Consider the following 25,007-nt stretch of genomic DNA (forward strand, 5'->3'; position numbering starts at 1 on the left):
AAATCGCTTGAAACCGTCGCCCCGCCGTCGCATGGCTCATGCCGAAAAAGGAGAAGCCGATGTTCCGCAAGCTCACCGACCATGTTCTCGTGTCCCCGCAGATCAGCGTCGAACAGGTGGCCGAAGCGAAGGCGCAGGGGGTGACGATCATCGTCAACAACCGTCCCGATGACGAGGAGCCGGGCCAGACCAACGGCGACGCGATCGAGGTGGCGGCGAAGGAAGCCGGCATTGCCTATGTCGCCGTGCCGGTGTCGCATGGCGGCTTTTCGCCCTGGCAGCTCGACGGCATGGCGCAGGCGCTGGAGCAGGCGGAAGGCGGGAAGATGCTCGCTTATTGCCGGTCGGGCACGCGCAGTACCCTGCTCTGGGCGCTGACCCGCGCGCGCGCCGGCGATCACCCTGACGTGCTGGCGGCGCAGGCGGCTGCGGCCGGATATGACATCAGCCCGGTGCGGCAGGTGATGGATACGCTGAAGCCGCAATAGCCGGAGGCCCGCCTTAAACCCGCCGGAACGGGAAGGGCGCGGCGGTCCGTTCATAGCTGTGCAGGTCCAGCGCGCGCGTGACCGGCGGCAGCGCGCGGTCGGGGCAGTCGCGCCGCTCGCACAAGGAGCAGGTCGGCCCGATGCCGGTGGCCTCGTCGCGCTCCACGTCGATGTCGTCGGCATGGACGATCCGCGCGGCATGCTTCGCCTCGCATCCCAGCGCGATCACCGATCCGGCACGCGCGGCTCCGCGCGGCAGGCCGATGCTCAGTGTCAGGAAGCGCCGGCCGTCCAGCGTCTCGATCAACTGCCGGCGCATCTCACCCGCGCCATGCGGTGCGTGCGCGTCCCAGCGCGGGCAGGTGCCGCCATAGCGCGCGAAGGGATAGGCCTCGCCATCGAACCGCTTGGACAGGATGCCCGCCCGGTCTAGCTTGACGAGGAAGAAGGGGATGCCCCGCGCCCCGGTGCGGTGCAGGCTGGTCAGCCGGTGCGCCACCTGCTCCGCCGACGCGCCGAACCGGTCGATCAGCAAGGGGATGTCGTACCGGCTCTGCTCGGCCGCCTGCCGGAACCGGTCATAGGGCATGACGAGGGCGGCGGCGGCATGGTTGGTCAGCGCGATCTGGATCAGGCGGCGGCTGTCCTCGTCCGGTGGCGCGGCGCGCGTGGCCTGCGCGGCGATCGCGTCGGCCAGTTCCTGCGCGCAGAGATGATAGGCGAGCGCGAACAGTCGCCCCGATGCGGAGAGCCGCTCGCTCAGCATCAGCCGCCGTCGGTGCATGTCGTAATGGCGCAGCGATCCGGCCATGATATCCGCCCGCATCACCTGCACCGCCATGCCGTGCCGGTCCTTCAGCCGCTGACGCAGCGCCGCTTGCAGCATGGCCGGGTCTTCGGGCAGATCCGTCGCGATCGCTTCGGCCGCCGCGTCGATGTCGGCGAAATGGTTGCCCGCCTTGGCGATCGTTTCGCGCAGCCAGTCGAGCGGCGCGACCAGCAGGGGTTGCGCGCTTCCCGCGACGGCGTCCCCCGGAATGCGGCGCAGGTCGGTCAGCGCGCGGTAGAAGCGGGCGATGGCCTCACCCACGCCGGGATAATTTTCCGCGACGTCCAGCACCTCGTCGCGCGCAATGCCGATGTCGCGGACCAGCGGGTCGGACAGGATTTCGCTGAGGTCGCCCGCGCTGCCGTCCGCCGGGCTGGCGGTGAAGTCGCGAATGTCTATGTCATAAGTGTTGGCGAGGCGCAGCAGCATCTGGGCGGTTAGCGGCCGCTGGTTGCGTTCCAGATGGTTGAGATAACCGGGCGACACGCCCAGTTCCTCCGCCATGCGCGTCTGGTTGAGGCCGAGTTCGCGCCGCAGCACGCGGAGCCTGGGGCCAAGATAAAGCTTGCGATCCGTCACGTCTGCCATTTGGTCATAATGTCATGAAGTGACATAATGACCAAATCAAATCATGACCGCGCCGCACTCATCGCCCTTTCGCATCGCGTCCAGCTGTCTACATCCTTGTCTCAGCACGAAGCAGGAAGGACCAAGCCATGACCACCGACACGATCCAGCGCCCCGAGCCAGCCCGGTCGCGGGCTGTCTTCTCGCAGGAGGATTTCGGCCTCATCCGCACCGCCATCGCCCATTATCTGCGCGAGGTGCAGGATCAGCCCGAATCCGTCAAATATGCCAATCTCTATCATCGCCTCGGCCGCGTGGCCTGACGATCCATAGTTAAGATAGGGAAGGGCGCGGCGGGCAACCGACCGCGCCCTATTCTCTGTCAGAAGAGCCGCGTCAGCCCGTAGAAGAGCGCGCCGATCGCGGCGGCGGCGGGCAGGGTAACGACCCAGGCGACGATGATGCTCGACGCGACGTTCCAGCGCACGGCCGACAGGCGGCGGGACGCGCCCACGCCCACGATCGCGCCGGTTATGGTGTGGGTGGTGGATACGGGCACCCCCAGATGCGTCGCCAGGAACAGCGTGATCGCCCCGCCCGTTTCCGCGCAGAAGCCCTGCGCCGGGGTCAGCCGCGTGATCTTCGATCCCATCGTGTGGACGATCTTCCACCCGCCCAGCAACGTGCCCAGCCCCATCGCCGCCTGGCAGCTGATGACGATCCAGAAGGGCACATGGAACTCGCCGCCCAGCATCCCCTGCGAATAAAGCAGCACCGCGATGATGCCCATCGTCTTCTGCGCGTCGTTGCCGCCATGGCCCAGCGAGTAGAGGGAGGCCGAGACCAGCTGGAGCTTGCGGAACACCCGGTCCGCGCCCTGCGGCGTAAAGCGGCGAAACAGCCAGCTGATGACCAGCACCAGCATCAGCGCCAGCAACAGGCCGATGGCGGGCGACACCACGATGGCCGCGCTGGTCATGAACACGCCGTTCCACACGACTGCCGATAGTCCCGCCTTCGATATGCCCGCGCCCAGCAGCCCGCCCACCAGCGCATGGCTGGACGAGGAGGGGATGCCCAGGCCCCAGGTGATGAGGTTCCAGCTGATCGCGCCCATCAGCGCGCCGAAGATCACCTGCGGGTCGATGATGGCCGCATCTACGATGCCCTTGCCCACCGTCGTCGCGACATGCAGGCCGAAGAAGAGGAAGGCGATGAAGTTGAAGAAGGCGGCCCAGGCGACGGCATATTGGGGCTTCAGCACCCGCGTCGACACGATGGTCGCGATCGAGTTCGCCGCATCATGCAGCCCGTTCAGGAAATCGAAGGCCAGCGCGACCGCGATCAGCGCGACCAGCAGGGGGAAAGCGATGGGGTCCATGAGGCTGGCGCGCGATCAGGCGTGGTCGATGACCAGGCCGGAAATCTCGTTGGCGACATCCTCGAAGCGGTCGGTCACCTTCTCCAGATGGCTGTAGATTTCGTTTCCGACGATGAAGTCCATGGGGTTGCCGGCGCGCGCCTTTGCATAGAGTGCCTTCAGCCCGGCCTCGTGCAGCAGGTCGGCATGGCCTTCCAGCTTCACCAGCCGCTCGGTCAGTTCATGCAGCCGGGTCGCGTTGAGGTTCAGCGATCGCAGCAGCGGCATCGCCTCCACCGTGATGCGCGCGCATTCCACGATCAGCGCGCTCATATCCTGCATCTGCGCCGGGAACTCCGTCGCCTCGAACAGGGCGATGGCCTTGGCCGTCTGGTTCATCTGGTCGATTGCGTCGTCCATCACGCCGATGAGGCCGGTGATGGCGCTGCGGTCGAACGGCGTCACGAAGATGCGGCGCACGTCCTGCAACACCTCGCGGATGATGTCGTCTGCGCGATGTTCCTCGTCGGAAATCGTCTTGATGTGCGCGGCCATGTCCGGCCCGCCCTTCAGCAGTTGCGCCAGCGCATCGGCGCCGGCGACCAGCGTCGCGGCATGATCCTCGAACTGCTCGAAGAATCGCCCCTGCTTGGGCATCAGCGCATGAAACCAGCGCAGCATTCCGGTCCTTTCCCTTTGCCATTCGCGGATCGCCAGCAGCGACCGGATGAACCAGCCCGGGTCCGCGGGCGGTTCCCGGAAGCCCGCGATGATGGACTGGAGGTCGGGCTCGTCCACCGCCTTGGCCGCATCGGCCACGGAAAACCAGCGCAGCTCCCTTTGTCCCTGCTCGGGCCATTGCGTCAGGTGGCGGGTGACTGCAAGCGGAAAAACCTCGACCGTCGCCTCGCGCGCTCCGCCGCTCCGCCGCCTCTTGTCGTACCGATAGCGGCCGAGTGGCGCCGGGCAGGCGACGCCGTGGATACCCGCCTCCTCGAACGCCTCCAGCTCGGCGGCGCGATGGCCGGCCAGCCCCTTGATGCGATTGCCCTTCGGGATCACCCAGCGCCGAGTGTCGCGCGACGTGATGAGCAATATCTGCATCGATCCGTCGGGAGCGGTGGTATAGGGCAGGGCAGCGATCTGGCGCATGGACCGATTGTAACCATAATGTCACAATCCGCAATGACCTCGGCCGATAATCTAGGCTATAGGCCGGGGGGGGCGCCGCCGCCCCGGCCCTCATATGATCAGAGCGAGAAGCGTGCCGTCACCCTTATGTCGCGCCCGGCCAGCGGCGCATAATCCTTGAGGAAGCTCGCATGACGCCGCGCTTCCACGTCGAAGATGTTGTTGGCCGACAGCATCAGCGTGGTGCGGTCGTTGCCCGGCAGCGGCTTGAAGGAGATCGACGCGTTGACCATCGTGTAGCCGTCGGTGGGCGTTTCGAAGTCGGTCACGCGATCCTGGTCGAACACATGCTCGACCTCCGCCCGCGCGGACAGGCGCGTGCCCTGCGCTTCCAGCCCGCCCAGCAGGCGCAGCGGCGGGATGCGCGGCGCGGGGCCGCTGCCCTTGATGGTCGCGCGCACATAGTCGGCGACGCCATCGACGTTGATCTTCGTCTCGCCGATCCGGGCCAGCGTGACCGACCCTTCCGCCTCGAACCCGTAATAGCGCGCGTCCGCCTGGGAAAAGGCGTAGCAGGGGAATTCCAGTTCCGCGCCGCCATTCACGCCCTGGCACACGCTGTCTGCGACGATGCTTTCGTAGATATAGCCGCTGAACCAGTTGTGATAGGCCGCCAGGCTGACGCTATAGCCCTCGCCCGATCCGCGCAGCGTGCCTTCCACGCCCCAGCTCTTTTCCTTGCTGAAGTCGGGATTCCCAAGTTCGAAGGCCTGCGTCCCGGCATGGTTGCCGCGCGCGAACAGTTCCTCCGCCGACGGCGCGCGTTCGCTGCGCGACAGGTTGAGGCCCACGCGCCAGCCCGGCACGATCGCCTGGCTGATCCCCAATGAACCCGAATAGGCATCGAAGCTGCGGCTGCGCCCATCGAAAAACAGGCTGTCGTCGGCATCGGCTTTCAGGTCGGTATGCTCGTAGCGCGCGCCCGCCTCCAGCCGGGTCGCGCCCAGGTCCAGCGACTGGAGCGTGAACAGGCCGATCTGGTCCGTGGTATTCTTGGGCAGGAACTTCTCCTCGCCGATTACCTGGAACCGGCGGGTGAAGAACTGCGTGCCGAACGCGCCGTCCCATCCGCCGCGCTTGGACTGCACGAACTCCAGCCGGCTTTCCATCGACTGGTTGAGGAAGGTCGTGCCGACCGCGCCGTCTTCCTCGATTTCCTGATGCTGATAATCGGCCCAGCCCGCGCGCAGGCGGATGCTGTCGAGGAAGCCGCCATTCACCGCCACTTCGCCGCGCAGATCGGCGCGGTCCTGCTTCATGCGCAGCCGCACCTGCTCGGCCTCGCCATCGGGATCCAGCGAGTAGCGGATCGGCACGCCGTAGAAATTGTCTGTGTGGGCAAAGGAGATGCCGAGGTTGCCGCCATCATCGATATAGGCCGCGCCCCCGGCCACTTCCCACACGCGCCCGGCGCTGTTGGGCAGCTTGCCGCGCAGGTTCGCCAGATCGCTGATGTCTGGATCGGCGCTGGCGGCCGCCTGTGCGCGCAGTGCGGGGGAAAGGATATAATTGCCCGTGTCCAGGTTGCCGGTCTTGGCGTAGCTGCCGTCCAGATGGACCACGAATTTCTCGGCGAGCGGAACCTCGATCTCGCCAGCGCCGCTGCGCTCGTTCGCGGCCGATCCGTAGTTGCCCAGCGCGTCGATATGGACCGCCTCGTCCGGCACACGGCGCGGGATGCGGCTGTCGATCACGTTGACGACGCCGCCGATGGCCGATGATCCATAGAGCAGCGCCGATGGGCCGCGCAGGATCTCGATGCGGTCGGCGGTCAGCGGGTTGATCGCGACCGCATGATCGACCGAGGTATTGGAAACGTCGAAACTGCCGATGCCGTCGGTCAGGATGCGCACCCGCTCGCCCTGGAAGCCGCGCAGGATGGGACGCGACGCATTGGGGCCGAAGGAGGTGGCGGACACGCCCGGCTGGCGCGCCAGCGTCTCGCCGATGCTGGGGCGCAGGTCGCGGGTCAACTCCTCACCGGCCAGGACAGACGTGCCCGACAGGATGTCCCCCTGCCGGCGGGGGATCAGCGCGGTGACGACGATGTCGACCTGCGGGTCATGATAGGCGCCGGCCTGACCAGCATCTTCGGGCGCGGCCTGCTGGGCGCGGGCGGCGACGGGCAGGGCGAGGGGGGCGGCGGACAGGGCAATCAGCGCGCAGCCGGCGCGCAACTTGAGGGTAGGGGACATGAAAGGCGACCATCCTTCGTGACTCAGGAAGATGAGACCCTGTATCAGGATGATATATTATCACAAGATCGTTTCGCCGCATTTCTGATGCAGTGCGGCAAAAAGGTCATAGTGCGCGCGCGGCCCGATCATCATGACGGACGAGCGCGCGCAGCCCGCCATTCGGCCGCATCAGCATGGGCCGCGCCGAGCGAATATGGTCGCCGCTGTTGAAAGGATGACGGCCTCTTGGGCTCAGCGATCGCGCCGGCCGAGCAAGCGCAGCCGCAGGGCATTGAGCTTGATGAAGCCCGCCGCGTCGCGCTGGTCGTAGGCGCCTGCGTCATCCTCGAATGTCACGACCTTCTCGCTATAGAGCGAGTAAGGCGACTTGCGGCCGACGACATAGACGCCGCCCTTGTACAGCTTCAGGCGGACGGTGCCGGTCACCTTCTCCTGGCTGTGGTCGATCGCCGCCTGCAGCATCTCGCGCTCGGGTGAGAACCAGAAGCCGTTATAGATCAGCTCGGCATAGCGGGGCGCGAGTTCGTCCTTGAGGTGCGCCGCGCCGCGATCCAGCGTCAGTTGCTCGATGCCGCGATGGGCGAGATGATAGATGGTGCCGCCCGGCGTCTCGTACATGCCGCGCGACTTCATGCCGACGAAGCGGTTCTCGACCAGGTCGAGCCGGCCGATGCCATGCTTGCGGCCATAATCGTTGAGCGTTTCGAGCAGGGTCGCGGGGCTCATGCCCACGCCGTTGATCGCAACGCCATCGCCGCGCTCGAAATCGATGGTGATATATTCGGGCGCGCCGGGCGCATCCTCCGGGTTCACCGTGCGCGAATAGACGAAGTCCGGGGTCTCTTCCCACGGATCTTCCAGCACTTTCCCCTCGGACGAGGTGTGCAGCATGTTGGCGTCGGTCGAGAAGGGCGCTTCGCCGCGCTTGTCGCGCGGGATCGGGATCTGATGCTGCTCGGCGAACTCGATCAGCTTGGTGCGGCTGGTCAAATCCCATTCGCGCCACGGCGCGATCACCTTGATGTCGGGGGCGAGGCCGTAATAGCCCAGCTCGAAGCGGACCTGGTCATTGCCCTTGCCGGTCGCGCCATGGCTCACGGCGTCCGCGCCGACCTGCCGCGCGATCTCGATCTGCCGCTTGGCGATCAGCGGACGGGCGATCGAGGTGCCGAGCAGATAAAGGCCTTCATAAAGCGCGTTCGAGCGCATCATCGGGAAGACATAATCCCGCACGAACTCCTCGCGCAGGTCGTCGATGAAGATATGCTCCTGCCGCACGCCCATCAGCTCCGCCTTGGCGCGGGCCGGCTCCAGCTCCTCGCCCTGGCCCAGGTCGGCGGTGAAGGTCACGACTTCGCACTGATAGGTCTGCTGCAGCCATTTCAGGATCACGCTGGTGTCGAGGCCGCCCGAAAAGGCGAGGACGATGCGGTTGATCTTGTCTGACATGGCGGGGGCGACTCTCTTCGAAAAACGGGCGCGATAGGACCGGCGCGCCGGTAACAGGCACGCGTCGAAAGCGCAACAAGCCGCATGGAGAAAGGGACGAGAGGCTGGCGAGCCTCCCGTCCCTCTCCTTCGATCAGAACAGCATCAGCGGGTGCGGGGCTTGAGGAAGCCCGGCGACGACGCGCCCTGCCCGCCGAAGCGGTAGACGGTCTGGCTGCGGTCCACCGGCGCGGAAGCGACAGGCTCCGCGTGGGTGGTCTGCGGCGCGGCCATGGGCGTTGCGGCCGCTTCCCGCTGCGCGATCAACTGGCGCGCACGACGCAGCCGCTTGGCGCGGGTGAGGAAGGGATTTTCGGCGCTCGGCGGCGCGGCCACCATGGCGTCGAGGTCGGCGTCGCCATGAGAATAGGCGACAGGGGTGGTGCGCGCCGGGCGTGCGACGGCGACGGCAGGGGCCGCAGCAGCGAACGATGGCATCGGCTCCGCTGCGACGGCCGGTTCATCATAAACCGCATCGACATCGTCACGGCGGCGACGGCGGGCGAGGGCGGCGCCGGCAATGCCGATCAGCAGCAACGCGCCGCCGCCGATGCCCCAGAGCATCGCATCATTGTTCGCGGCCGGGGCAGGGGTGGCGGTGGCGGGGGAGGACGCCGGGGGCTCAGCCGCAGCAACGGCGGGAGCAGCCGGACCTGCTTCCGCAGGAGCCTTCGTTACAGCAGGAGCAGGCGCAGCGGATCGGGTTGACGGTTCGGCGGCAGGGCGCGGGGCGGCGGTGCGCCGGGCACTGGTGCGGCGGGCAGGAGCAGCAGCAGGCGTCGATTCCGCGTCGGAGGCCGCGCGCGCGGCGGCAATGCGTTCCTCGACCGGCGGGGTCGATTGGACGACCGGCTCACTCGGCTTGAATTCGATCGTCGGTGCCGCGCCAGTCGTAGCCTGGCTGACCGCTGCCGGAGCAGCCGCAGCCGGGGTGGTGGGCGCGTTCGCCACGGGCGGCGGCACGACGGGCGTCGGCGTCGGCGCGGCGGCGGTCGGCGCGGTGGGCGGCAGCGCCTCCTGCGCGAATAGAGGGGTTGCGGTCAGGGCCAGAACAGCGGCAATCGCGGCCCTGGCGGGGCGGGGGGTGCGAATATTTCCAGTCATAGCGGAAGTACAACAATCATCCCGCTGATTCACCGTCAGCGCGATCCACGAATCGCGACGAGATGCGATAAATGATCGGTGAGCCGATCAAGATGAACAGCGGTTCATCTCATAAGATGAACTATAGATTTACCGCCATCACATTCCTGAACAACGCTTAATCTTCAGCCTTGTCTTGCTTCGTGATCTTCGCGCCTTCCAGCAATGCGGCACGCCGTTCTTCTTCCGTCGCATCCATTTGACGCTGGGCTTTGGTCCGGCCGAAGCGCGCGCGATTGACTTCAGCCTGGCTGGCCTTGTCGGCGCGTGCTTTCGCCTTGCGCGCCTGCCGCAGGTTGACGACGTTGCTCATGATCGCTTCCTTCCGATCAGGGCGATAAACTTTTCGCTGCCATCTTGCCAAGCCATGTACGGTGCCGCCATTGTCGGCCATCCGTCCCGCAGCCCCGCGCGAAAGTTCATGACCAGCATCCACGACGTCGCCGCCCTGGCTCAAGTTTCGATCAAGACGGTGTCCCGCGTCGTCAACAAGGCGCCCAATGTCAGCGACGAGCTGCGCCAGCGGGTAAAGCTCGCGATCGAGCAACTCGGCTACCGTCCCAATCAGTCGGCGCGCCGGCTGGCGGGCGGGCGGTCCTTCATGATCGCCTTTCTCTACAACAATCCCGCGCCCGGCTATGTCAGCCGCATCCAGATCGGCGCGGCATGGCGCTGTCGCGAACTGGGCTACCACCTGGTGGTGGAGCCGATCTCGCTGGGCGGGGAGGAGCGGTTCGAGGTGCTCGAACGGCTGGTGGCGGCGTTGCGGCCCGACGGCGTGCTGCTGGTGCCGCCGCTGTCGGACGATCCGGGGCTGCTGCAACGACTGGCGGATATGGGGTTGCCCTGCGCGCGGATCGCCGGGTCGGAAGAAGGCGCGGGGTTCAACATCCACACGCCCGAACATGCGGCGGGCCGCACGATGGCCGATCATCTGATCGGGCTGGGCCACCGCCGCATCGGCGTCATCACCCCGCCGCCAACCCACACGGCGGCGCTGCGCCGGGTGACCGGCTTTCGCGAAGGGATGGCAGCGGCCGGATTGGCGGAGGACGCGGGGCTGTTCGTGGAAGGCCGGTTCGACTTCGCATCGGGCGTGGAGGCAGGCGAGGCGCTGCTCAAGCGCAGCGATCCACCCACCGCCATTTTCGCGACCAACGACGAAATGGCGCTGGGCGTGCTGACGCTGGCGCATCGCGTGGGGCTGCGCGTGCCGGAGGAGCTGTCGGTGACGGGATTCGACGACACGACCGCCAGCCTGACCTCCTGGCCGCCGCTCACCACCATGCGCCAGCCGCTGGAGGATATGGGCCGGACGGTGATCGACGCGCTGGCGGACGGGCTGAAGCAAACGCCGCCGCTGCAATTCACGCTGGTCCGGCGCGGCAGCAGCGGCCCTGCGCCGGGGCGCTGAGGCGCTTTACAGAAACAGGAATTCGGCGAGCGCGCCCACTGCCGGCTTGTCGGCCGCGCCCGGCCCGACCGCCTGCCGCACGTCTATCGCGGGCAGCGGCATGTCGAGCGCGAGCCGCTTTATGCCCTCCATCCGCCCCAGGTCGCGCGCCAGCGGGCCGAAGGCCGCGAAACAGCCCGCCCCGTCCCGCAGCGCCGCCAATATGTCCGCCATATTGTCGCTCTCCAGCGCCGGCGCGGCCATCTGCGCCCGTCCCTGCGCCAGCGCCGCATCGACGACCCGCCGCATGCCGCCGCCTTGCTCGAAGGCGATCATCGGCGTCACCGACAGCGCGGCGCGGCTGACGCTGTCTGTTCGCGCAAGGGGATGGGACGCGCCGACATAGAGGTTGAGCGGTTCCGACCAGCCATAGCGCGACGGCAAGCCCTCAGGATCACCCAGCGCGTAGAAATAGGCGATGTCGGCGCGCCCTGCGGCCAGAATGGCGGCCGCGTCCCGCGCATCATGGACATGCAGGTCGAGCGCGATCGCGACATCCTCATTCGCCGCTTCGAAGGCGGACAGCGATTCCTGAAGCCGGCCGAACACCGGCGCCGGCGCGGCCAGCAGGATGGTGGGGCTCGCTGGCTCCGACAGGCGGGACGGCTTCGAGAGGGGGGGCGGGTCCGCGTCTGGTGCGGGATCGACGGCGGCCGCATCCTGATCCTGCGCGATCTGCAGCATCGCCTGTGCCGTCTTGCGCCCCGCCGGCGTCAGGCGCGCGGCGGTCGTCGGTTCCTCGAACAGGCGATAGCCCAGCCGCAGTTCCAGCGCGGCGATGTCCGCCAGCAATTGCCCGACGCCGATGCCAAGGTCCGCCGCACAGCGCGAAGCGTCGCCCGCCGCCACCATCTGCGCGAAAATGTCCAGCTGGCGCAGCGAAGGGCTATCCATATGCGACTGATAGAGGATTTGGGCGAAAGGGGTAAGGGCGTTCTTCACCCCGGCCACGCAATGGCGGTTGACGAGCGCCCCCCGATGATGGCAGGGCGCGTTGCTGCCGGGCGGGTATAGCTCAATGGTAGAGCACTAGCCTTCCAAGCTTGTGATGCGGGTTCGATCCCCGCTACCCGCTCCAGCCTTTTCCGACATCGATCGCACGGCCGCCTGTCGCAGGCCACTCTCCCGGCCCGGCCGTCCCACCGCAACCGTGTCCCCTTTGATACAATTCGCGACATATCCGTGCCCGGCCTGACAAAGTTGCGGGACATTCCGTCTTCATAAGCGGCTTCAAGGACGGCGCACCGCCGTTCGCGACGACCCCTCACGAAGGACACAGACATGCTTCGCAAATTCATGTTCACGGTCGCGGCCGGATCGCTGTTCGTCGGCGGCCTTGCGGCGACCCATCTCGCTTATGCCCAGCCTGGCCCGGAAGGCGGCCCGCGCGGTCGTGGCGGCATCATGGCGCTGGCCGATGCCGACAAGGACGGCAAGATCAGCAAGGCGGAAATGACCGCCGCCGCTGAAGCCCGCTTCACGCGCATGGACGTTGACAAGGACGGCCAGATCACGCCCAAGGATCGCGATCTCAAGCGCGCCGAGCGCCTCGACACGCGTTTCGCCGCGCTCGACACCGACCATAATGGCCAGATCAGCAAGGCCGAGTTCGCCGCCGGGCATCAGGCGCGGGCCGACAAGCGCGCCGAGCGGGGCGGGCCGGACGGCAAGCGCCGGGGCGGCCGGCGCCATCGCGGCCCGGACGGCTTCGGCCCGATGGGCGGAGCGGGCAAGGACGGCACCGTGACCAGGGCGCAGTTCCTCGCCAGCGCGACCGAGCGGTTCGACCGGCTCGACGCGAACAAGGACGGTTTCGTCAACCCCGACGAGATGAAGGCGGCGCGCCAGGCTATGCGCGCTCAGTGGCGCGCGCGTTAGGCGAGCCAGGACTGAACTCATGTCCGGCGCGGCGGCGACGCGGGGCTCACCCCCTGTGCCTCCCCCTGGCCCCGCCTGCCGCCCGCCGAACCGGAAGGGCGAAGCTGCCCCCTTGGCTTCGCCCTTCCCACCCTCTCGAAGCCATGACAGACAGGCGTGATGAGCGAACGACCCCATCTTCTGCTCGTCGATGACGAGCGTTCCATCCGCGAGCCGCTGGCGCATTATCTGTCGCGCAACGGCTTTCGCGTCACCGCTGTCGAAAGCGCGGCGGAAGCGCGGCTGCGCCTGAACGCCAACGCGATCGACCTTGTCATCCTCGACATCATGATGCCGGGCGAGGACGGCCTGTCGCTGTGCCGCCATATCCGGGAGACGAGCGAGATTCCCGTCATCCTGCTGACCGCCAGGTCAGAGGAGACGGATCGCATCGTCGGCCTTGAGATGGGCGCGGACGATTATGTGCTGAAACCCTTTTCGCCGCGCGAGCTGGTCGCCCGCATCAAGGTGATCTTCCGCCGCGTCGCCACCGGCGGGCAGCGCGTCACAGCGCCGGACGGGGCGACCTACGCCTTTGCCGGCTGGCTGCTCAAGACGCAGGAGCGGACGCTGATCGACGCGGAGGGGGTGTCGCTGCCGCTGTCCACCGCCGAATATAATCTGATGCTCGCCTTCGCCACGCGCCCCAATCAGGTGCTGAGCCGCGACCAGCTGCTCGACATCACCCAGGGGCGGGAGGCTAACGCCTTCGACCGCGCGATCGACAACCAGATCAGCCGCCTGCGCAAGAAGATCGAGCCGGACCCGAAAGCCCCAACCCTCATCAAGACCGTCTGGGGCGGCGGCTACACGCTGTCCGCCGACGTGCGTAAGCTGTGAGGCGGCCATCGTGAAGACGCTGCGTTTCCTGCAGCAAAGCCTGGTCGGCCAGATCATCCTTCTGGTCGCGGTGGGCCTGTTCGTTGCGCAGGCGATCAATTTCACGCTGCTGCTGCGCGAACGCAACCGGGTGGTGCTGACCGGCCAGACCGCGCCCGCCGTCTACCGCATCATCAATGCGCTCGATGCCCGCGCGGACCGGGGGCCGGGGCAGGATGACGCACGGCCGCAGAGGCGGGAGCGGCGCGACTGGCGCGCCGTGCGCTTTGCCGAAGGCCGCCCGGCGCTGCCCGGCAAGCCGCGCCCCGACATCGAGCGGCGCGCGGCCGACATGTTCTCCGACATCGGCGTCACCGTCCGTTCCATCGCCGCGGCGGAGGATGACAGGCCCCTGCCGATGCGCCGCTGGGAACGGATACGCATGCGCGCCACCGGGGACCAGGCGCAGGGTCGCCCGGCCACGCTGCTCACGCTGGCGGTCGAATATGAACCCGGCCGCTGGGTCGTCGCGCAGGCGCGCGGCGGCGACCGCGCGCCGCGCTTCCTCCCCTGGCTGATCGGCCAGACGCTGATCCTCTACATCATCGTGCTCGCGCCGCTCGTCTGGATCGGGCGACGGATGGCCCGGCCGATGCGCCAACTCACCGGCTCGGCCCAGCAGTTCGCCCGCACCGGATCGGCCGATCCGGTGGACGAGCGCGGCCCCGGCGACGTGCGCGACCTGACCATGGCGTTCAACGCCATGCGCGCCCGCATCATCGCGATGCTGGATGAAAAGGACAGGATGCTGGGCGCGATCGGCCACGACCTGCGCACCCCGCTCGCCTCGTTGCGCGTCCGCGCGGAATCAGTGGAGGATGAAGGCGAGCGTGCCCGCATGTCGCAGACCATCGAGGAAATGAACCGGATGCTGGAGGACATCCTCTCATTGGCCCGCGCGGGCCGCAGCACGGAAAGCGTGCAGAAGGTCGATCTTTCCTCGCTGGCCGACGCGGTGGTGGAGGATTTCCTCGAACTCGGATCGCCGGTCGACATGGCCGACAGCGACCGGGCGGTGGCCTTCGTGCGGCCGCAGCAGATCCGTCGCGCGCTACGCAACCTCATCGAAAACGCCATCGTCTACGGCGCGCGCGCCCATGTATCGGTCAGCCGGGAGGGCGGCGCGGTCCGCATCGCCGTCGCGGACGATGGCCCCGGCATCGCGGAGGACCGGATGGCCGAAATGCTCGAACCCTTCACCCGCCTGGAAGGGTCGCGCAACCGGGAGACGGGCGGGGCGGGCCTGGGCCTCGCCCTCGTCCGCGCGATCATGGCGGAACATCAGGGCGAGCTTCGGCTCGCCAACCGCCCCGAAGGGGGGCTGGAGGCGAGCCTGATCCTGCCTGCGTGAAGGAAAGAACGTCAGGCCGCGGCCCGGCGCTCCTTCAGCTCCTCGTTCAGCATTTCCGCGAGCAGGAACGCCAGCTCCAGCGACTGCGCCGCGTTGAGACGCGGGTCGCAATGGGTGTGATAGCGGTCCGCCAGCCCCTCGTCGGTGATCGCGATCGCGCCGCCGGTGCATTCGGTGACATTCTGCCCGGTCATTTCCGCATGGATGCCGCCGCCGAAGCTGCCTTCCGCCCGATGCACGGCGAAGAAGCCGCGCACTTCGGCCAGAATGCGGTCGAACGGACGCGTCTTGTATCCGTTCGCAGCCTTAATGACGTTGCCGTGCATCGGATCGCACGACCACACCACCGGATGCCCTTCGCGCAGCACCGCGCGGACGAGCTTTGGCAGCCCCGCCTCGATCTTGTCATGGCCGTAACGGGTGATGAGCGTGATCCGCCCCGCCTCCCGCGCCGGATTGAGCACGTCGAGCAGACGGATGAGCGCCTCCGGTTCCAGCGAAGGACCGCACTTCATGCCGATGGGATTGCCGATGCCGCGCAGATATTCGACATGGGCGCTGCCCTCGAACCGGGTCCGGTCGCCGATCCACAGCATGTGTGCGCTGGTGTCGTACCAGTCGCCGGTCAGCGAATCCTGCCGGGTGAGCGCCTGCTCGAACGGCAGCAGCAGCGCTTCGTGGCTGGTGTAGAAGCTCGTCCCGCCAAGCTGCGGCACGCTGTCCGCGTCGAGGCCGCAGGCGCGCATGAAGTCAAGCGCCTGGCCGATCTGGTCTGCCATCGCCTCGAACTTCGCGGCCCAGGGCGAGCGCCCCATGAAATCGAGCATCCAGCCATGCACCCGGTCGAGGCTGGCATAGCCGCCCGTCGAAAAGGCCCGCAGCAGGTTGAGCGTCGCCGCCGACTGGTTATAGGCGCGGATCATCCGCTCCGGGTCCGGCTCGCGCGCTTCCGCGGTAAAGGCGATGTCGTTCACATTATCGCCGCGATAGCTCGGCAGTTCGACGCCGCCGATCGTCTCGGTATCGGCCGATCGGGGCTTGGCGAACTGGCCCGCCATGCGGCCGACCTTCACCACCGGCAGCTTCGACGCGAAGGTCAGCACCACCGCCATCTGCAGCAGCACGCGGAACGTGTCGCGAATGTTGTTCGGGTGGAACTCGGCAAAGCTCTCGGCGCAGTCGCCGCCCTGCAGCAGAAAGGCTTCGCCCGCCGCGACCTTCGCCAGATCGGCCTTCAGATGCCGTGCCTCGCCTGCAAAGACGAGCGGCGGAAACTGGCTGAGCTGGCTCTCCACCGAGGCGAGCGCCTCCGCGTCCCTGTAGAAGGGCATCTGGATGCCCTTATGGCTGCGCCAGCTTTCCGGCGTCCACTTCGCCGCCACGTCGAGTCTCCTTCACATCGTAAAAATAGGGGGCGCACCTACGCTCTTGAGGGGCGCAAGGCAAGTTTGTAGCGGTCCCGCCAGCCCTTTGCGCAATGATTTGTCCCGATCAGCCTGATCGGACGGCTCTATTTCTCGCAGGGCCATCGCTCGTTGAGCGCGACGCTGACCAGCACCGACGCCGGGCCTTTGCGCTGGTCGGGCCAGCGTTCCAGATAGGCGACGGCGGTGTGGCGGGCCTCGTCCGCCGTCATGCGGTCGGGCCAGCATACCGGACGGGCGCGGCCGATGAACATGTCCTTGCGGATGCCGTCCACCACGCCGACTATATAGGCGGTGCAGGCCAGGTCATAGGCGGCCGCCTTGTTGCGGCATTTGGCGAGCAGCGTGGTGCCCGTTTCGAACATGAACGCCTGGGCCGGCGCCGGGGTTGGCAGGAGCGCCATTGCGGATGCCGCCACGGCCATGACGGGAAGGCGCATGTCGATGATCCTCTTATCCGTAAAAAAGCCGTGACTTAGATAGCGCCGGATGAACCCCGTCTGTCCAGTCAGGGTTTCCGCCTGGCGGTGAAGGCGAACGTGACCGCCACCTGGGGGGCAAGCCCCGCGCTGCTGTCGCCATTGCCGACGCCGAACGCCGCGCGCGCCACGGTCGCGCTGCCCGATACCTTGCGGGTCGCGTCCGCGCCCGACAGGGTGAAGCGGATCGTCTGCGGCTTCGACACGCCCTTCAGCGTCAGGGTGCCGTTCGCCCGATAGCGGCCGGGGCCGGTCGCCTCCGCGCCCTTCGCCGCGAACGTCGCGGTGGGATGCGCCGCCGTGCCGAAAAATTCGTCGCCGGGCAGCATCCCGTCCTTGTACGCATCGCCGACGCTGGCCGACGCCATGTCGATCGTCACCGCGATATCCGCGCTTTCGGGATGATCCGGGTCCATGACGATCTTCGCGGTCCATTTGGAGAAGCTGCCGCTGATGGTCTCGCCGTCATTGCCGACGGAAAAGCCGATGCGGCCGCCCGGCTGCACGATCCACGCGGGCGGCGGACCGGCGGGTTCCTCCTTCGCGGGTTCGCTTGCATTGTCGGCGGCATTGTCGGCTGGCTCGACGGCGGCCACATTCACTACGTCCGTCTCAGCCTCCGCTGCCGCGCCATTGTCCGGCACGGCCGGCGCAGCAGCGGCCGGCGCGGCCTTGCCCGATGGCAGGATCGCGCGCCCCGTCACGAACCCGACCAGCATCAGCGCCGGCAGCAGCAGGATCAGCGCCGCCGAACGCGCCGGGATCATCCGCCAGATCAAGCCATCGCGCATCAGCACATGATGCCGCAGCGCGCCCGCGACATGCAGCAGGAACAGCGCGACCCCGATCCAGGCGATCAGGCCGTGGCCGTTCTCCGCCCATTCATGCGCGCCTGCGGGAAGCGGCAGGTGGGGCAGGGGCAGCACGCCGAACAGCAAGGTCGGCACCTTCACCCTGGCGGTCGACACCAGCGCCCAACCGGTCAGCGGCGCACCCAGCATGAAGGCATAGAGGCCGACATGCACGGCGTTCGCCAGCGCACCCTGCCATCCGTCCTCGCTCTTGGGCGGACGCGGCTTCGTCATCCGCACGACGATGCGCACCAGCGTCAGCAGCAGGATCGCGATGCCCACCGACTTGTGCCATTGATAGAGGTGGAAGCCGCGCGCGCCCAGATCCTCCAGCCCCCATCCGACCGCCAGCTGGAAGGCGAGCAGGGCGGCGATGATCCAGTGCAGGGCAATGGCGGTGCGGCTGTAACGGTGCATGGGCGGTCGTCCCGGATCGTGGCGTGGGCGAAACTATGTCGGGATTTCAGCCAAGTCCAGTTGCGCGGCGCGAAACGGAGTGTTGCGGCGGGCGGACTTCTGTGTCCAAATGGCCGCACCCCCGCGATTTTTTGCGGCACGATTGCATCGGCGCACAGGCTGCGTAAGAGCGATGCAGCAATTTACAGGAGACAGGACATGGCCAAACCCGAATCCTGGCGGCTGCAACCCGAAGCCTATCGCTTCGTCACCAGCATCGATACCCGGTTCCAGGATCTGGACACGATGGGCCATATCAACAATGTCGCGATTTCCAGCATGTTCGAAACCGCGCGCATTCGCTTCCACCACCATCTCGGGCGGCATCCGCAGGAACAGGGCGTCCGCTGGCTGGTCGCCAATGTGACGCTCAACTTCATCGAGGAAGCGCACTTCCCCTATCCGTTCGAGATTCACTGCGCGATCGGTCATATCGGCCGGACCAGCTGGACGATCAGTTCGGCCGGCTTCCAGAAGGGAGTCTGCGTGGCGACTGCCGACACGACCGTCGTCACCCATGGCGCGGAGGGCCGCCGCCTGATCGACGATACGCTGCGCGAGGCGATGGAGCTCAATTTCCTGCGCAAGCCCGAATAGGGTCAGGAAAAGCCCGCCATCCGCCGGCTCCATTGCAGGGCGATGACGCCGCCCTTCACCGGCTGGATCATCGCCGCCGCCAGCAGCACTGCCAGCATGGGCCAGATCGCCGCCTGCCAGCCGAGCGGGATCGCAAAGGCCGCATTCACCTCGATCATCAGCGGCACCAGCATGTGGCCCAACAGCAGAATGACGATATAGGCGGGGAAATCATCCGCCTGATGAAGGTCGAGGCGCAGCCCGCAATGGGGGCATGTCGGCGCGGTCTTCAGGAAGCGCGCGAACATCCGCCCCTCGCCGCAGGCGGGGCATCGACCGCGCAGCCCCCTTGTCACGGCGGCGGCAACGGGCCGGTCAGGCGGGGCGGATCGCTCGGTCATCCAGCCTGCGCTAGGCCGCGGGCAGGGGACGCGCAACCGTCGATTGTCCCTGCCGCCCCTTTTCCGGTTTCCAAAGCCTGTTAAGGAAGCGCCATGCGCCTGCCGGGTCCAGCCGAAATCTTCTGCCTGTTCGACGATGCGCGCGCCCGCGCTGCGCCTGCACGCCTGTACCGCGATCCGGTCGAACTGATCGCCGCCACGCGGATGGAGGATGTCCAGCCCGCGCTCGACCGGGTGGCCGATGCGCGCGAAGCGGGCCTGCATGTGGCAGGCTATCTCTCCTATGAGGCCGGCCTCGCGCTGGAGGAAAGGCTCGCCCCCATCGCCCACCGGCGGCAGGCGGACGGCGGCGCGCCGCTCCTGTGGTTCGGCCTGTTCGAAGGGGTGCGCCTGATCCCACCCGAAGCGCTCGTCGCCATGCTGGCCGATCCGGCGGGCGTGCGCGTGGGGCCGGTCGCGCCGCTGGTCGACGCCGCCGCCTACCAGGCCGCCTTCGCCCGCGTGCAGGATTATATCCGCGCCGGCGACATCTATCAGGTGAACCTGACCTTCCCCTGCGACGTGCCCCTATCGGGCGATCCCCTCGCGATCTACGCCGCGCTGCGGCCGCGCGCGGCGGCGGGCTATGGCGGGGTCATCGAAACCGGCGCGCACAGCCTGCTCTCCTTCTCCCCCGAACTGTTCTTCACGCAGGTACGCGGCCAGCTGACCGCCCGGCCCATGAAGGGGACGGCGGTCCGCGCCGCCGACGCCGGGCAGGACGCGGCACTGGCCGATACGCTGCAAGGCGATGCCAAGCAGCGCGCGGAAAATCTGATGATCGTCGACCTGCTGCGCAACGACCTGTCGCGCGTGTCCCGCGCGGGCAGCGTGATCGTGCCCGACCTGTTCAAGGTCGAAACCTATCCCACGGTCCATCAACTGGTATCGACGGTGCGTGCCCGCATCCTGCCCGGCCTCTCGCCGGTCGACGTGCTGCGCGTGCTCTTTCCCTGCGGCTCCATCACCGGCGCACCCAAGGTGAGGGCGATGGAGATCATCGACGCGGTCGAACCCCATGCGCGCGGACCCTATACCGGGACGATGGGCTGGATCGATCCGGAAGGCGACGCCGCCTTCAATGTTGCCATTCGCACCATTTGCGTCGAAGAAGGGGCGGACACGGGGCGCCTGGGTCTTGGCTCGGGCATCGTGGCGGACTCGGATGGGGCGGCGGAATGGGCGGAATGCCTGGCCAAGGCCCGCTTTCTGTCGCTGGACTGACATGGGGTGCGCTGGGGCGCGAAGAGGTTTGATGGCACTGGCTGACGGACGGTTCGATCTGCTGGAAACCATGGCCTTCGATCCGCTGGACGGGATCAGGCTGCTGGATTTGCATCTGGCGCGCATCAGCCGCAGCGCGGAGGCGCTGGGCTTCAGCTTCGATCGGCACGGCGTGCGCAACGAGCTTCAGGCCGCCACCTTCCGATTGCGCGACCGCAGCCGGGTGCGCCTTCTCGCCTCGCGGACCGGCGCGGTAGCGATCGAGGTGCGCGAACATCGCACCTGGCCTCAGGCGATCGTGCCGGTGGCGGTGGTGCGCCGGAACGCCTCTGCCGACGATCCGCGCCTGCGCCACAAAACCACCGACCGCAGCGTCTATCGCGATGCGCTGCGCCGGGGCGGCACCTATGAAGTGCTGCTGAAGGACGACGAGGGCTTCCTGACCGAAGGCTGTTTCTCGACCCTGTTCGTCGAGCGCGGCGACAAGCTGGTGACGCCGCCTCTGTCGCGCGGCGCGCTGCCGGGCATATTGCGCCAAAGCCTGATCGACATGGGGGAGGCGGTGGAGGGCGACCTGCGCCTGCCCGATCTGGAGGGCGGCTTCTTCATCGGCAACGCCGCGCGCGGCATGGTCGCGGCGACATTGGCGCGATAGCGCCGCTATGTGCCGCTAAAGCCAATAAGCGCCAAGCGGACGGTTGCCCCTCTCGCCGTTGCGCACTAAGGCGCTCCGCGTCCGCTTATGTTGCGGAATTGGGGATTCTTTAGAAAGAAATTTGCCATGAGCCAGACTTCCGCTGCCCTCAGCCGTATCCAGCCGTCCGCCACGCTCGCCATGAGCGCCCGCGTGAACGCGCTCAAAGCCGAGGGCGTGGATGTGATCGGCCTGTCGGCGGGCGAACCCGATTTCGACACGCCCGACTTCGTCAAGGAAGCCGGCATCGCCGCGATCCGCAACAACCTGACCCGCTATACCGATGTCGATGGCACCGCCGACGTCAAGGAAGCCGTCGCCTTCAAGTTCAAGCGCGACAACGGCCTCGTCTACAAGCGCAGCCAGATCAGCGTGAATTCGGGCGGCAAGCACACCCTGTTCAACGCCTTGGTGGCCACAATCGACGCCGGCGACGAAGTCATCATCCCAGCGCCCTATTGGGTCAGCTATCCCGACATCGTGAACTTCGCGGGCGGAACGCCCGTCTTCATCGAAGGGCCGGCGAGCCAGGGCTACAAGATCACGCCCGCGCAACTCGACGCCGCGATCACGCCGCGTACCAAGTGGGTGATGCTGAACTCGCCCTCCAACCCCTCGGGCGCGGCCTATTCCGCCGATGAATTGAAGGCGCTGGCCGAGGTGCTGCTGCGCCATCCGCATGTGCTGGTGATGACCGACGATATGTATGAACATGTCTGGTATGCGCCTACGCCCTTCGCCACCATCGCGCAGGTGTGCCCGGAGCTGTACGACCGCACGCTGACGGTCAACGGCTGTTCCAAGGCCTTCTCGATGACCGGCTGGCGCATCGGCTTCGCGGGCGGCCCCGAATGGATCATCAAGGCGATGGGCAAGCTCCAGTCGCAATCCACCAGCAATCCCTGCTCGATCAGCCAGGCGGCCGCCGTCGCCGCGCTCACCGGCCCGCAGGATTTCCTGGAGGATCGCAACGCCACCTTCAAGAAGCGCCGCGACATGGTCGTCGCTATGCTGAACGACGCGCCGGGCCTCGACTGCCCGACGCCGGAGGGTGCCTTCTATGTCTATCCCGATGCCGGCGGCGTCATCGGTAAGACGACGCCCAAGGGCGCGGTGATCGATAGTGACGAGGCGCTGATCGGCTATTTCCTGGACGAGGCGAAGGTGGCGGCGGTGCATGGCGCGGCGTTCGGCCTCTCGCCCGCTTTCCGCATCAGCTATGCAACCTCCGACGAGGTGCTGAAAAAGGCATGCACCCGCATCCAGGAAGCCTGCGCCGCGCTGAAATAAGGCTGCACCAGGCGAGGCGGTGCTGCGCCTTCGCGGGCGCACACTGCGTTTTTCCTTGGAAAATGGTCATTCGATGCAAAAGGGAAACGGTGTTTTTCGCGCCGCGCCGTCTTGCGATCGACGCGACAGGCTCTATATGCCGGTTGCGAAGAGAAACTGATTAAAAGGTTCCGCTACGTTCGTCGCCCCGACGATGACTTTGGTCGAAAGCTGCTGCCGCAGCGCTGGCCGTTCAGACAGGGGCAAGGCGCACGAGCGTAGCCGGGGCCGGCACGACCGGCCGAACGAATGAAAGGCGTTGCCATGAAGGCGTTTCTGAAATCCGATCTGTTCCTGCGCTTCCTGGGCGGGTTCGCGATTGGCGCCGTGGCGATGTTCGCGCTCGCGCCCAGCGATCCGCCGATGTTCGGCACCACCGCCGTCGCCGCGACGTCGACTCATGGCAAGGCGCTCTAGCCTCCGCCTGACGTTGCTGGCCGCGGCGCTCGTCGCCGCGACCCCGGCCTGCGCCGAACGGGCCGTGCAGGCGCCCGTCCCTGCCTTGGACGCCACGCCCACCCAAAAACTGGAGACCGCCGTCTTTGCGGGCGGCTGCTATTGGGGCGTGGATGGCGTCTTTTCGCATGTGAAGGGCGTCCATCTCGTCGTTTCCGGCTTCTCCGGCGGTCCCAGGGGCCAGCGCGTAGACTATGAAACGGTGAGCGAGGGCGACACCGGCTTTGCCGAGTCCGTCCGCGTCACCTACGATCCCGCGCAGGTCAGCTACGGCACGTTGCTGCGCGTATTCTTCTCCGTCATCGCCGATCCCACGACGCTCAACTATCAAGGGCCGGACCACGGCACCCAATATCGCAGCGCGCTCTTCCCGCTGAACGCGCAGCAGGACAAGGCGGCCCGCGCCTACCTCGCCCAGCTCGGCAAGAGCGGCCTGTGGCGCGATCCCATCGTGACCCGCGTCGAACCCTTCACCGGTTTCCAGAGCGCGGCGCAGGACCATCAGGACTTCATGCGCAAAAACCCGCGCCACCCCTACATCCTGCGCTGGGACGCCCCCAAACTGGCCGCATTCAAGACGATGTATCCGGCGCTGTACCGGGAAAAGCCGTCGGCCTGATAGGCGGCCTATCTGATCCCGACCTGTTGACGGCTGCTGCCGCTTCGGGAAAGATGACCGCCGATCAGAAGGAGTCCATCGAAATGATCCAGCGCAACCGCTGAGCGCGGAAAAGGCTTTCGCGGTGGCGTTGCGCCGCCTTTGGCCGGATCGGATTTCGAGGATTTTATGCAAAGATTGAAAGGGCAGCTCTGCGTCGTGACCGGCGCGGCACGAGGGATCGGGCGCGCCATTGCGGCGCGGTTCTTGGAGGAAGGCGCCCACGTCATCCTGACCGACAAGGATGAGGCGACCGGGCGACAGACCGCGCGCGAGATGGACGCGCGCTTCATACGGCTGGACGTGCGGGACGAAGCGGATTGGAGCCAACTAGCAGATGCCGCGCCTGCCATCGACGTGATGGTGAACAATGCCGGGGTGACCGGGTTCGAGGGCGGACCGGTTGCGCACGACCCGCTCCACGCGACCCTGGCGGATTGGCGCGCGGTTCACGCGGTCAATCTCGACGGCACGTTCCTCGGATGCCGCTATGCGATCGGGGCGATGAGGGGACGAGGGATCGGCTCCATCATCAATATCTCGTCGCGGTCGGGACTGGTAGGTATTCCGCTGGCGGCGGCCTATGCCTCGTCCAAGGCGGCGATACGCAACCACAGCAAGAGCGTTGCGCTCTACTGTGCGCAGCAGGGCTGGCGCATCCGGTGCAACTCCATTCATCCCGCCGCGATCCTGACGCCGATGTGGGAGCCGATGCTGGGCGAAGGGCCGGAACGCGCGGCGCGGATGGCGGCGTTGGTGGCGGACACGCCGCTGCGCCGCTTCGGCACGGTCGAGGAAGTCGCGGCGATTGCGGCGCTGCTGGCGGCGGACGAGTCCGCCTATATAACCGGGGCGGAATTCAGCATCGACGGCGGGCTTCTGGCCGGATCTGCGGCAAGTCCAGGCTAAGGCCGAACGCAAAAAGGGCGGCGTCTGCAAACAGACGCCGCCCTTTTTGCACCGTGCCGATCCGCCGATTATTTCGGCGAAAGCACCATCAGCATTTGTCGGCCTTCCATGCGGGGATAGGCTTCGACCTTGGCGATCTCGCCGACATTTTCCGCCACGCGCTGGAGCAACTGCATGCCGAGCTGCTGGTGGCTGAGTTCGCGGCCGCGGAACCGCAGGGTGATCTTCACCTTGTCGCCTTCGCCGATGAAATCATGCACCTTCTTCATCTTCGTATCATAATCATGATCGTCGATGTTCGGACGCATCTTGATCTCCTTGATCTCCTGCGTCCTCTGGGTCTTGCGCGCAAGGTTGGCCTTCTTCTGCGCCTCATATTTATACTTGCCGATGTCCAGGAATTTGCAGACCGGCGGATCGGCATTGGGCGACACTTCTACCAGGTCGAGTCCCACATCGGCGGCGCGCTCGATCGCCTCCTGCGTATACATCACACCCAGATTTTCGCCTTCGTCATCGATCACGCGCACCTTGGGCACGTTGATGAACTCATTATAGCGGGGGCCGGACTTCGGCGGCGGCGCCAGCGGGCGGCGCATCATCGGGGGACGTATAGCTCTATCTCCTGTGGTCGTTTCGGAAAACGG

General features: G+C 66.8%; 26 protein-coding genes and 1 tRNA gene. 14 read left to right on the forward strand and 13 right to left on the reverse strand.

The features are described from left to right. Positions 1-59 precede the first annotated feature (59 nt). A complete protein-coding gene (locus ACFQ24_RS17100; protein WP_380913399.1) occupies positions 60-488 on the forward strand; it encodes a TIGR01244 family sulfur transferase in 429 nt (142 codons plus the stop codon). 13 nt (positions 489-501) lie between these two features. On the opposite strand, the gene ACFQ24_RS17105 is transcribed toward ACFQ24_RS17100, so the two are convergent. Next, positions 502-1,905, reverse strand: a complete 1,404-nt coding sequence (locus tag ACFQ24_RS17105) for a helix-turn-helix domain-containing protein (RefSeq protein WP_380913401.1) — start codon at positions 1,903-1,905, stop codon at positions 502-504. A gap of 128 nt (positions 1,906-2,033) precedes the next feature. On the opposite strand from ACFQ24_RS17105, the gene ACFQ24_RS17110 reads away from it, so the two are divergent. After that, positions 2,034-2,207, forward strand: a complete 174-nt coding sequence (locus ACFQ24_RS17110; protein ID WP_380913403.1) for a hypothetical protein — start codon at positions 2,034-2,036, stop codon at positions 2,205-2,207. 59 nt (positions 2,208-2,266) lie between these two features. On the opposite strand, the gene ACFQ24_RS17115 is transcribed toward ACFQ24_RS17110, so the two are convergent. From ACFQ24_RS17115 to ACFQ24_RS17140, 6 genes are all read right to left on the reverse strand, one after another. Beyond that, complete coding sequence (locus ACFQ24_RS17115) at positions 2,267-3,265, reverse strand: inorganic phosphate transporter (RefSeq protein ID WP_380913405.1); 999 nt, start codon at positions 3,263-3,265, stop codon at positions 2,267-2,269. A 15-nt stretch (positions 3,266-3,280) separates the two neighbouring features. Next, a complete protein-coding gene (locus ACFQ24_RS17120; protein ID WP_380913407.1) occupies positions 3,281-4,396 on the reverse strand; it encodes a DUF47 family protein in 1,116 nt (371 codons plus the stop codon). Between the two features lie 98 nt (positions 4,397-4,494). Further along, on the reverse strand, positions 4,495-6,630 hold the full coding sequence (locus tag ACFQ24_RS17125; protein ID WP_380913408.1) for a TonB-dependent receptor: 2,136 nt from the start codon (positions 6,628-6,630) through the stop codon (positions 4,495-4,497). A gap of 234 nt (positions 6,631-6,864) precedes the next feature. Continuing rightward, a complete protein-coding gene (locus ACFQ24_RS17130; protein WP_380913410.1) occupies positions 6,865-8,082 on the reverse strand; it encodes an argininosuccinate synthase in 1,218 nt (405 codons plus the stop codon). Between the two features lie 144 nt (positions 8,083-8,226). Beyond that, positions 8,227-9,225: a hypothetical protein gene (locus tag ACFQ24_RS17135; protein WP_380913412.1), complete on the reverse strand. Its 999-nt coding sequence runs from the start codon at positions 9,223-9,225 to the stop codon at positions 8,227-8,229. A gap of 157 nt (positions 9,226-9,382) precedes the next feature. Next, positions 9,383-9,577 carry a DUF4169 family protein gene (locus ACFQ24_RS17140; protein WP_380913414.1) on the reverse strand — a complete coding sequence of 65 codons (195 nt, stop codon included), beginning with the start codon at positions 9,575-9,577 and terminating at the stop codon, positions 9,383-9,385. Between the two features lie 108 nt (positions 9,578-9,685). Between ACFQ24_RS17140 and ACFQ24_RS17145 the strand changes: the two genes are divergently transcribed. Next, on the forward strand, positions 9,686-10,678 hold the full coding sequence (locus tag ACFQ24_RS17145) for a LacI family DNA-binding transcriptional regulator (RefSeq protein ID WP_380913416.1): 993 nt from the start codon (positions 9,686-9,688) through the stop codon (positions 10,676-10,678). A 6-nt stretch (positions 10,679-10,684) separates the two neighbouring features. On the opposite strand, the gene ACFQ24_RS17150 is transcribed toward ACFQ24_RS17145, so the two are convergent. Then, positions 10,685-11,611: a LysR substrate-binding domain-containing protein gene (locus ACFQ24_RS17150; RefSeq protein ID WP_380913704.1), complete on the reverse strand. Its 927-nt coding sequence runs from the start codon at positions 11,609-11,611 to the stop codon at positions 10,685-10,687. Between the two features lie 110 nt (positions 11,612-11,721). On the opposite strand from ACFQ24_RS17150, the gene ACFQ24_RS17155 reads away from it, so the two are divergent. The 4 genes from ACFQ24_RS17155 (at position 11,722) to ACFQ24_RS17170 (ending at position 14,864) form a co-directional block, all read left to right on the forward strand. Then, a tRNA-Gly gene (locus ACFQ24_RS17155) sits at positions 11,722-11,795 on the forward strand. A gap of 203 nt (positions 11,796-11,998) precedes the next feature. Continuing rightward, positions 11,999-12,595 (forward strand): EF-hand domain-containing protein, encoded by a 597-nt coding sequence (locus ACFQ24_RS17160; protein ID WP_380913418.1) that lies wholly within the window; start codon positions 11,999-12,001, stop codon positions 12,593-12,595. Between the two features lie 159 nt (positions 12,596-12,754). Next, positions 12,755-13,474, forward strand: a complete 720-nt coding sequence (locus tag ACFQ24_RS17165; RefSeq protein WP_380913420.1) for a response regulator — start codon at positions 12,755-12,757, stop codon at positions 13,472-13,474. 10 nt (positions 13,475-13,484) lie between these two features. After that, positions 13,485-14,864: an ATP-binding protein gene (locus ACFQ24_RS17170; RefSeq protein WP_380913422.1), complete on the forward strand. Its 1,380-nt coding sequence runs from the start codon at positions 13,485-13,487 to the stop codon at positions 14,862-14,864. An 11-nt stretch (positions 14,865-14,875) separates the two neighbouring features. Here ACFQ24_RS17170 and ACFQ24_RS17175 read toward each other — a convergent pair whose 3' ends face one another. The 3 genes from ACFQ24_RS17175 to ACFQ24_RS17185 all read right to left on the reverse strand — a co-directional run bounded on the left by ACFQ24_RS17175 (position 14,876) and on the right by ACFQ24_RS17185 (position 18,035). Next, positions 14,876-16,246 (reverse strand): class II 3-deoxy-7-phosphoheptulonate synthase, encoded by a 1,371-nt coding sequence (locus ACFQ24_RS17175; protein WP_380913424.1) that lies wholly within the window; start codon positions 16,244-16,246, stop codon positions 14,876-14,878. A gap of 128 nt (positions 16,247-16,374) precedes the next feature. Next, positions 16,375-16,728 (reverse strand): Rap1a/Tai family immunity protein, encoded by a 354-nt coding sequence (locus ACFQ24_RS17180; RefSeq protein WP_380913426.1) that lies wholly within the window; start codon positions 16,726-16,728, stop codon positions 16,375-16,377. Between the two features lie 68 nt (positions 16,729-16,796). Continuing rightward, the gene (locus ACFQ24_RS17185) at positions 16,797-18,035 is read right to left on the reverse strand and encodes a YceI family protein (RefSeq protein ID WP_380913428.1); all 1,239 of its coding nucleotides are present in this window, start codon (positions 18,033-18,035) and stop codon (positions 16,797-16,799) included. A 198-nt stretch (positions 18,036-18,233) separates the two neighbouring features. On the opposite strand from ACFQ24_RS17185, the gene ACFQ24_RS17190 reads away from it, so the two are divergent. Continuing rightward, the gene (locus tag ACFQ24_RS17190; RefSeq protein ID WP_380913430.1) at positions 18,234-18,671 is read left to right on the forward strand and encodes an acyl-CoA thioesterase; all 438 of its coding nucleotides are present in this window, start codon (positions 18,234-18,236) and stop codon (positions 18,669-18,671) included. Between the two features lie 2 nt (positions 18,672-18,673). Here ACFQ24_RS17190 and ACFQ24_RS17195 read toward each other — a convergent pair whose 3' ends face one another. Further along, positions 18,674-19,051 (reverse strand): DUF983 domain-containing protein, encoded by a 378-nt coding sequence (locus ACFQ24_RS17195; RefSeq protein WP_380913432.1) that lies wholly within the window; start codon positions 19,049-19,051, stop codon positions 18,674-18,676. 93 nt (positions 19,052-19,144) lie between these two features. On the opposite strand from ACFQ24_RS17195, the gene pabB reads away from it, so the two are divergent. From pabB to ACFQ24_RS17225, 6 genes are all read left to right on the forward strand, one after another. Further along, the gene (gene pabB, locus ACFQ24_RS17200) at positions 19,145-20,314 is read left to right on the forward strand and encodes an aminodeoxychorismate synthase component I (protein ID WP_380913434.1); all 1,170 of its coding nucleotides are present in this window, start codon (positions 19,145-19,147) and stop codon (positions 20,312-20,314) included. A gap of 31 nt (positions 20,315-20,345) precedes the next feature. Further along, the gene (locus ACFQ24_RS17205; RefSeq protein WP_380913436.1) at positions 20,346-20,969 is read left to right on the forward strand and encodes an aminotransferase class IV; all 624 of its coding nucleotides are present in this window, start codon (positions 20,346-20,348) and stop codon (positions 20,967-20,969) included. A 126-nt stretch (positions 20,970-21,095) separates the two neighbouring features. Next, positions 21,096-22,298 carry a pyridoxal phosphate-dependent aminotransferase gene (locus ACFQ24_RS17210; RefSeq protein ID WP_380913438.1) on the forward strand — a complete coding sequence of 401 codons (1,203 nt, stop codon included), beginning with the start codon at positions 21,096-21,098 and terminating at the stop codon, positions 22,296-22,298. 303 nt (positions 22,299-22,601) lie between these two features. Then, the gene (locus tag ACFQ24_RS17215) at positions 22,602-22,754 is read left to right on the forward strand and encodes a hypothetical protein (protein ID WP_380913440.1); all 153 of its coding nucleotides are present in this window, start codon (positions 22,602-22,604) and stop codon (positions 22,752-22,754) included. Beyond that, on the forward strand, positions 22,738-23,412 hold the full coding sequence (gene msrA, locus ACFQ24_RS17220) for a peptide-methionine (S)-S-oxide reductase MsrA (protein WP_380913442.1): 675 nt from the start codon (positions 22,738-22,740) through the stop codon (positions 23,410-23,412). The genes ACFQ24_RS17215 and msrA overlap by 17 nt, the downstream gene beginning before the upstream one ends. Before the next feature lie 168 nt (positions 23,413-23,580). Further along, positions 23,581-24,360 (forward strand): SDR family oxidoreductase, encoded by a 780-nt coding sequence (locus ACFQ24_RS17225; RefSeq protein WP_380913444.1) that lies wholly within the window; start codon positions 23,581-23,583, stop codon positions 24,358-24,360. Positions 24,361-24,428: 68 nt separating this feature from the next. Here ACFQ24_RS17225 and infC read toward each other — a convergent pair whose 3' ends face one another. Continuing rightward, positions 24,429-24,962 (reverse strand): translation initiation factor IF-3, encoded by a 534-nt coding sequence (infC, locus tag ACFQ24_RS17230; protein ID WP_380913446.1) that lies wholly within the window; start codon positions 24,960-24,962, stop codon positions 24,429-24,431. Positions 24,963-25,007 lie beyond the last annotated feature (45 nt).

This window comes from Sphingobium olei (assembly GCF_042678845.1).
Lineage (GTDB): Bacteria > Pseudomonadota > Alphaproteobacteria > Sphingomonadales > Sphingomonadaceae > Sphingobium > Sphingobium olei.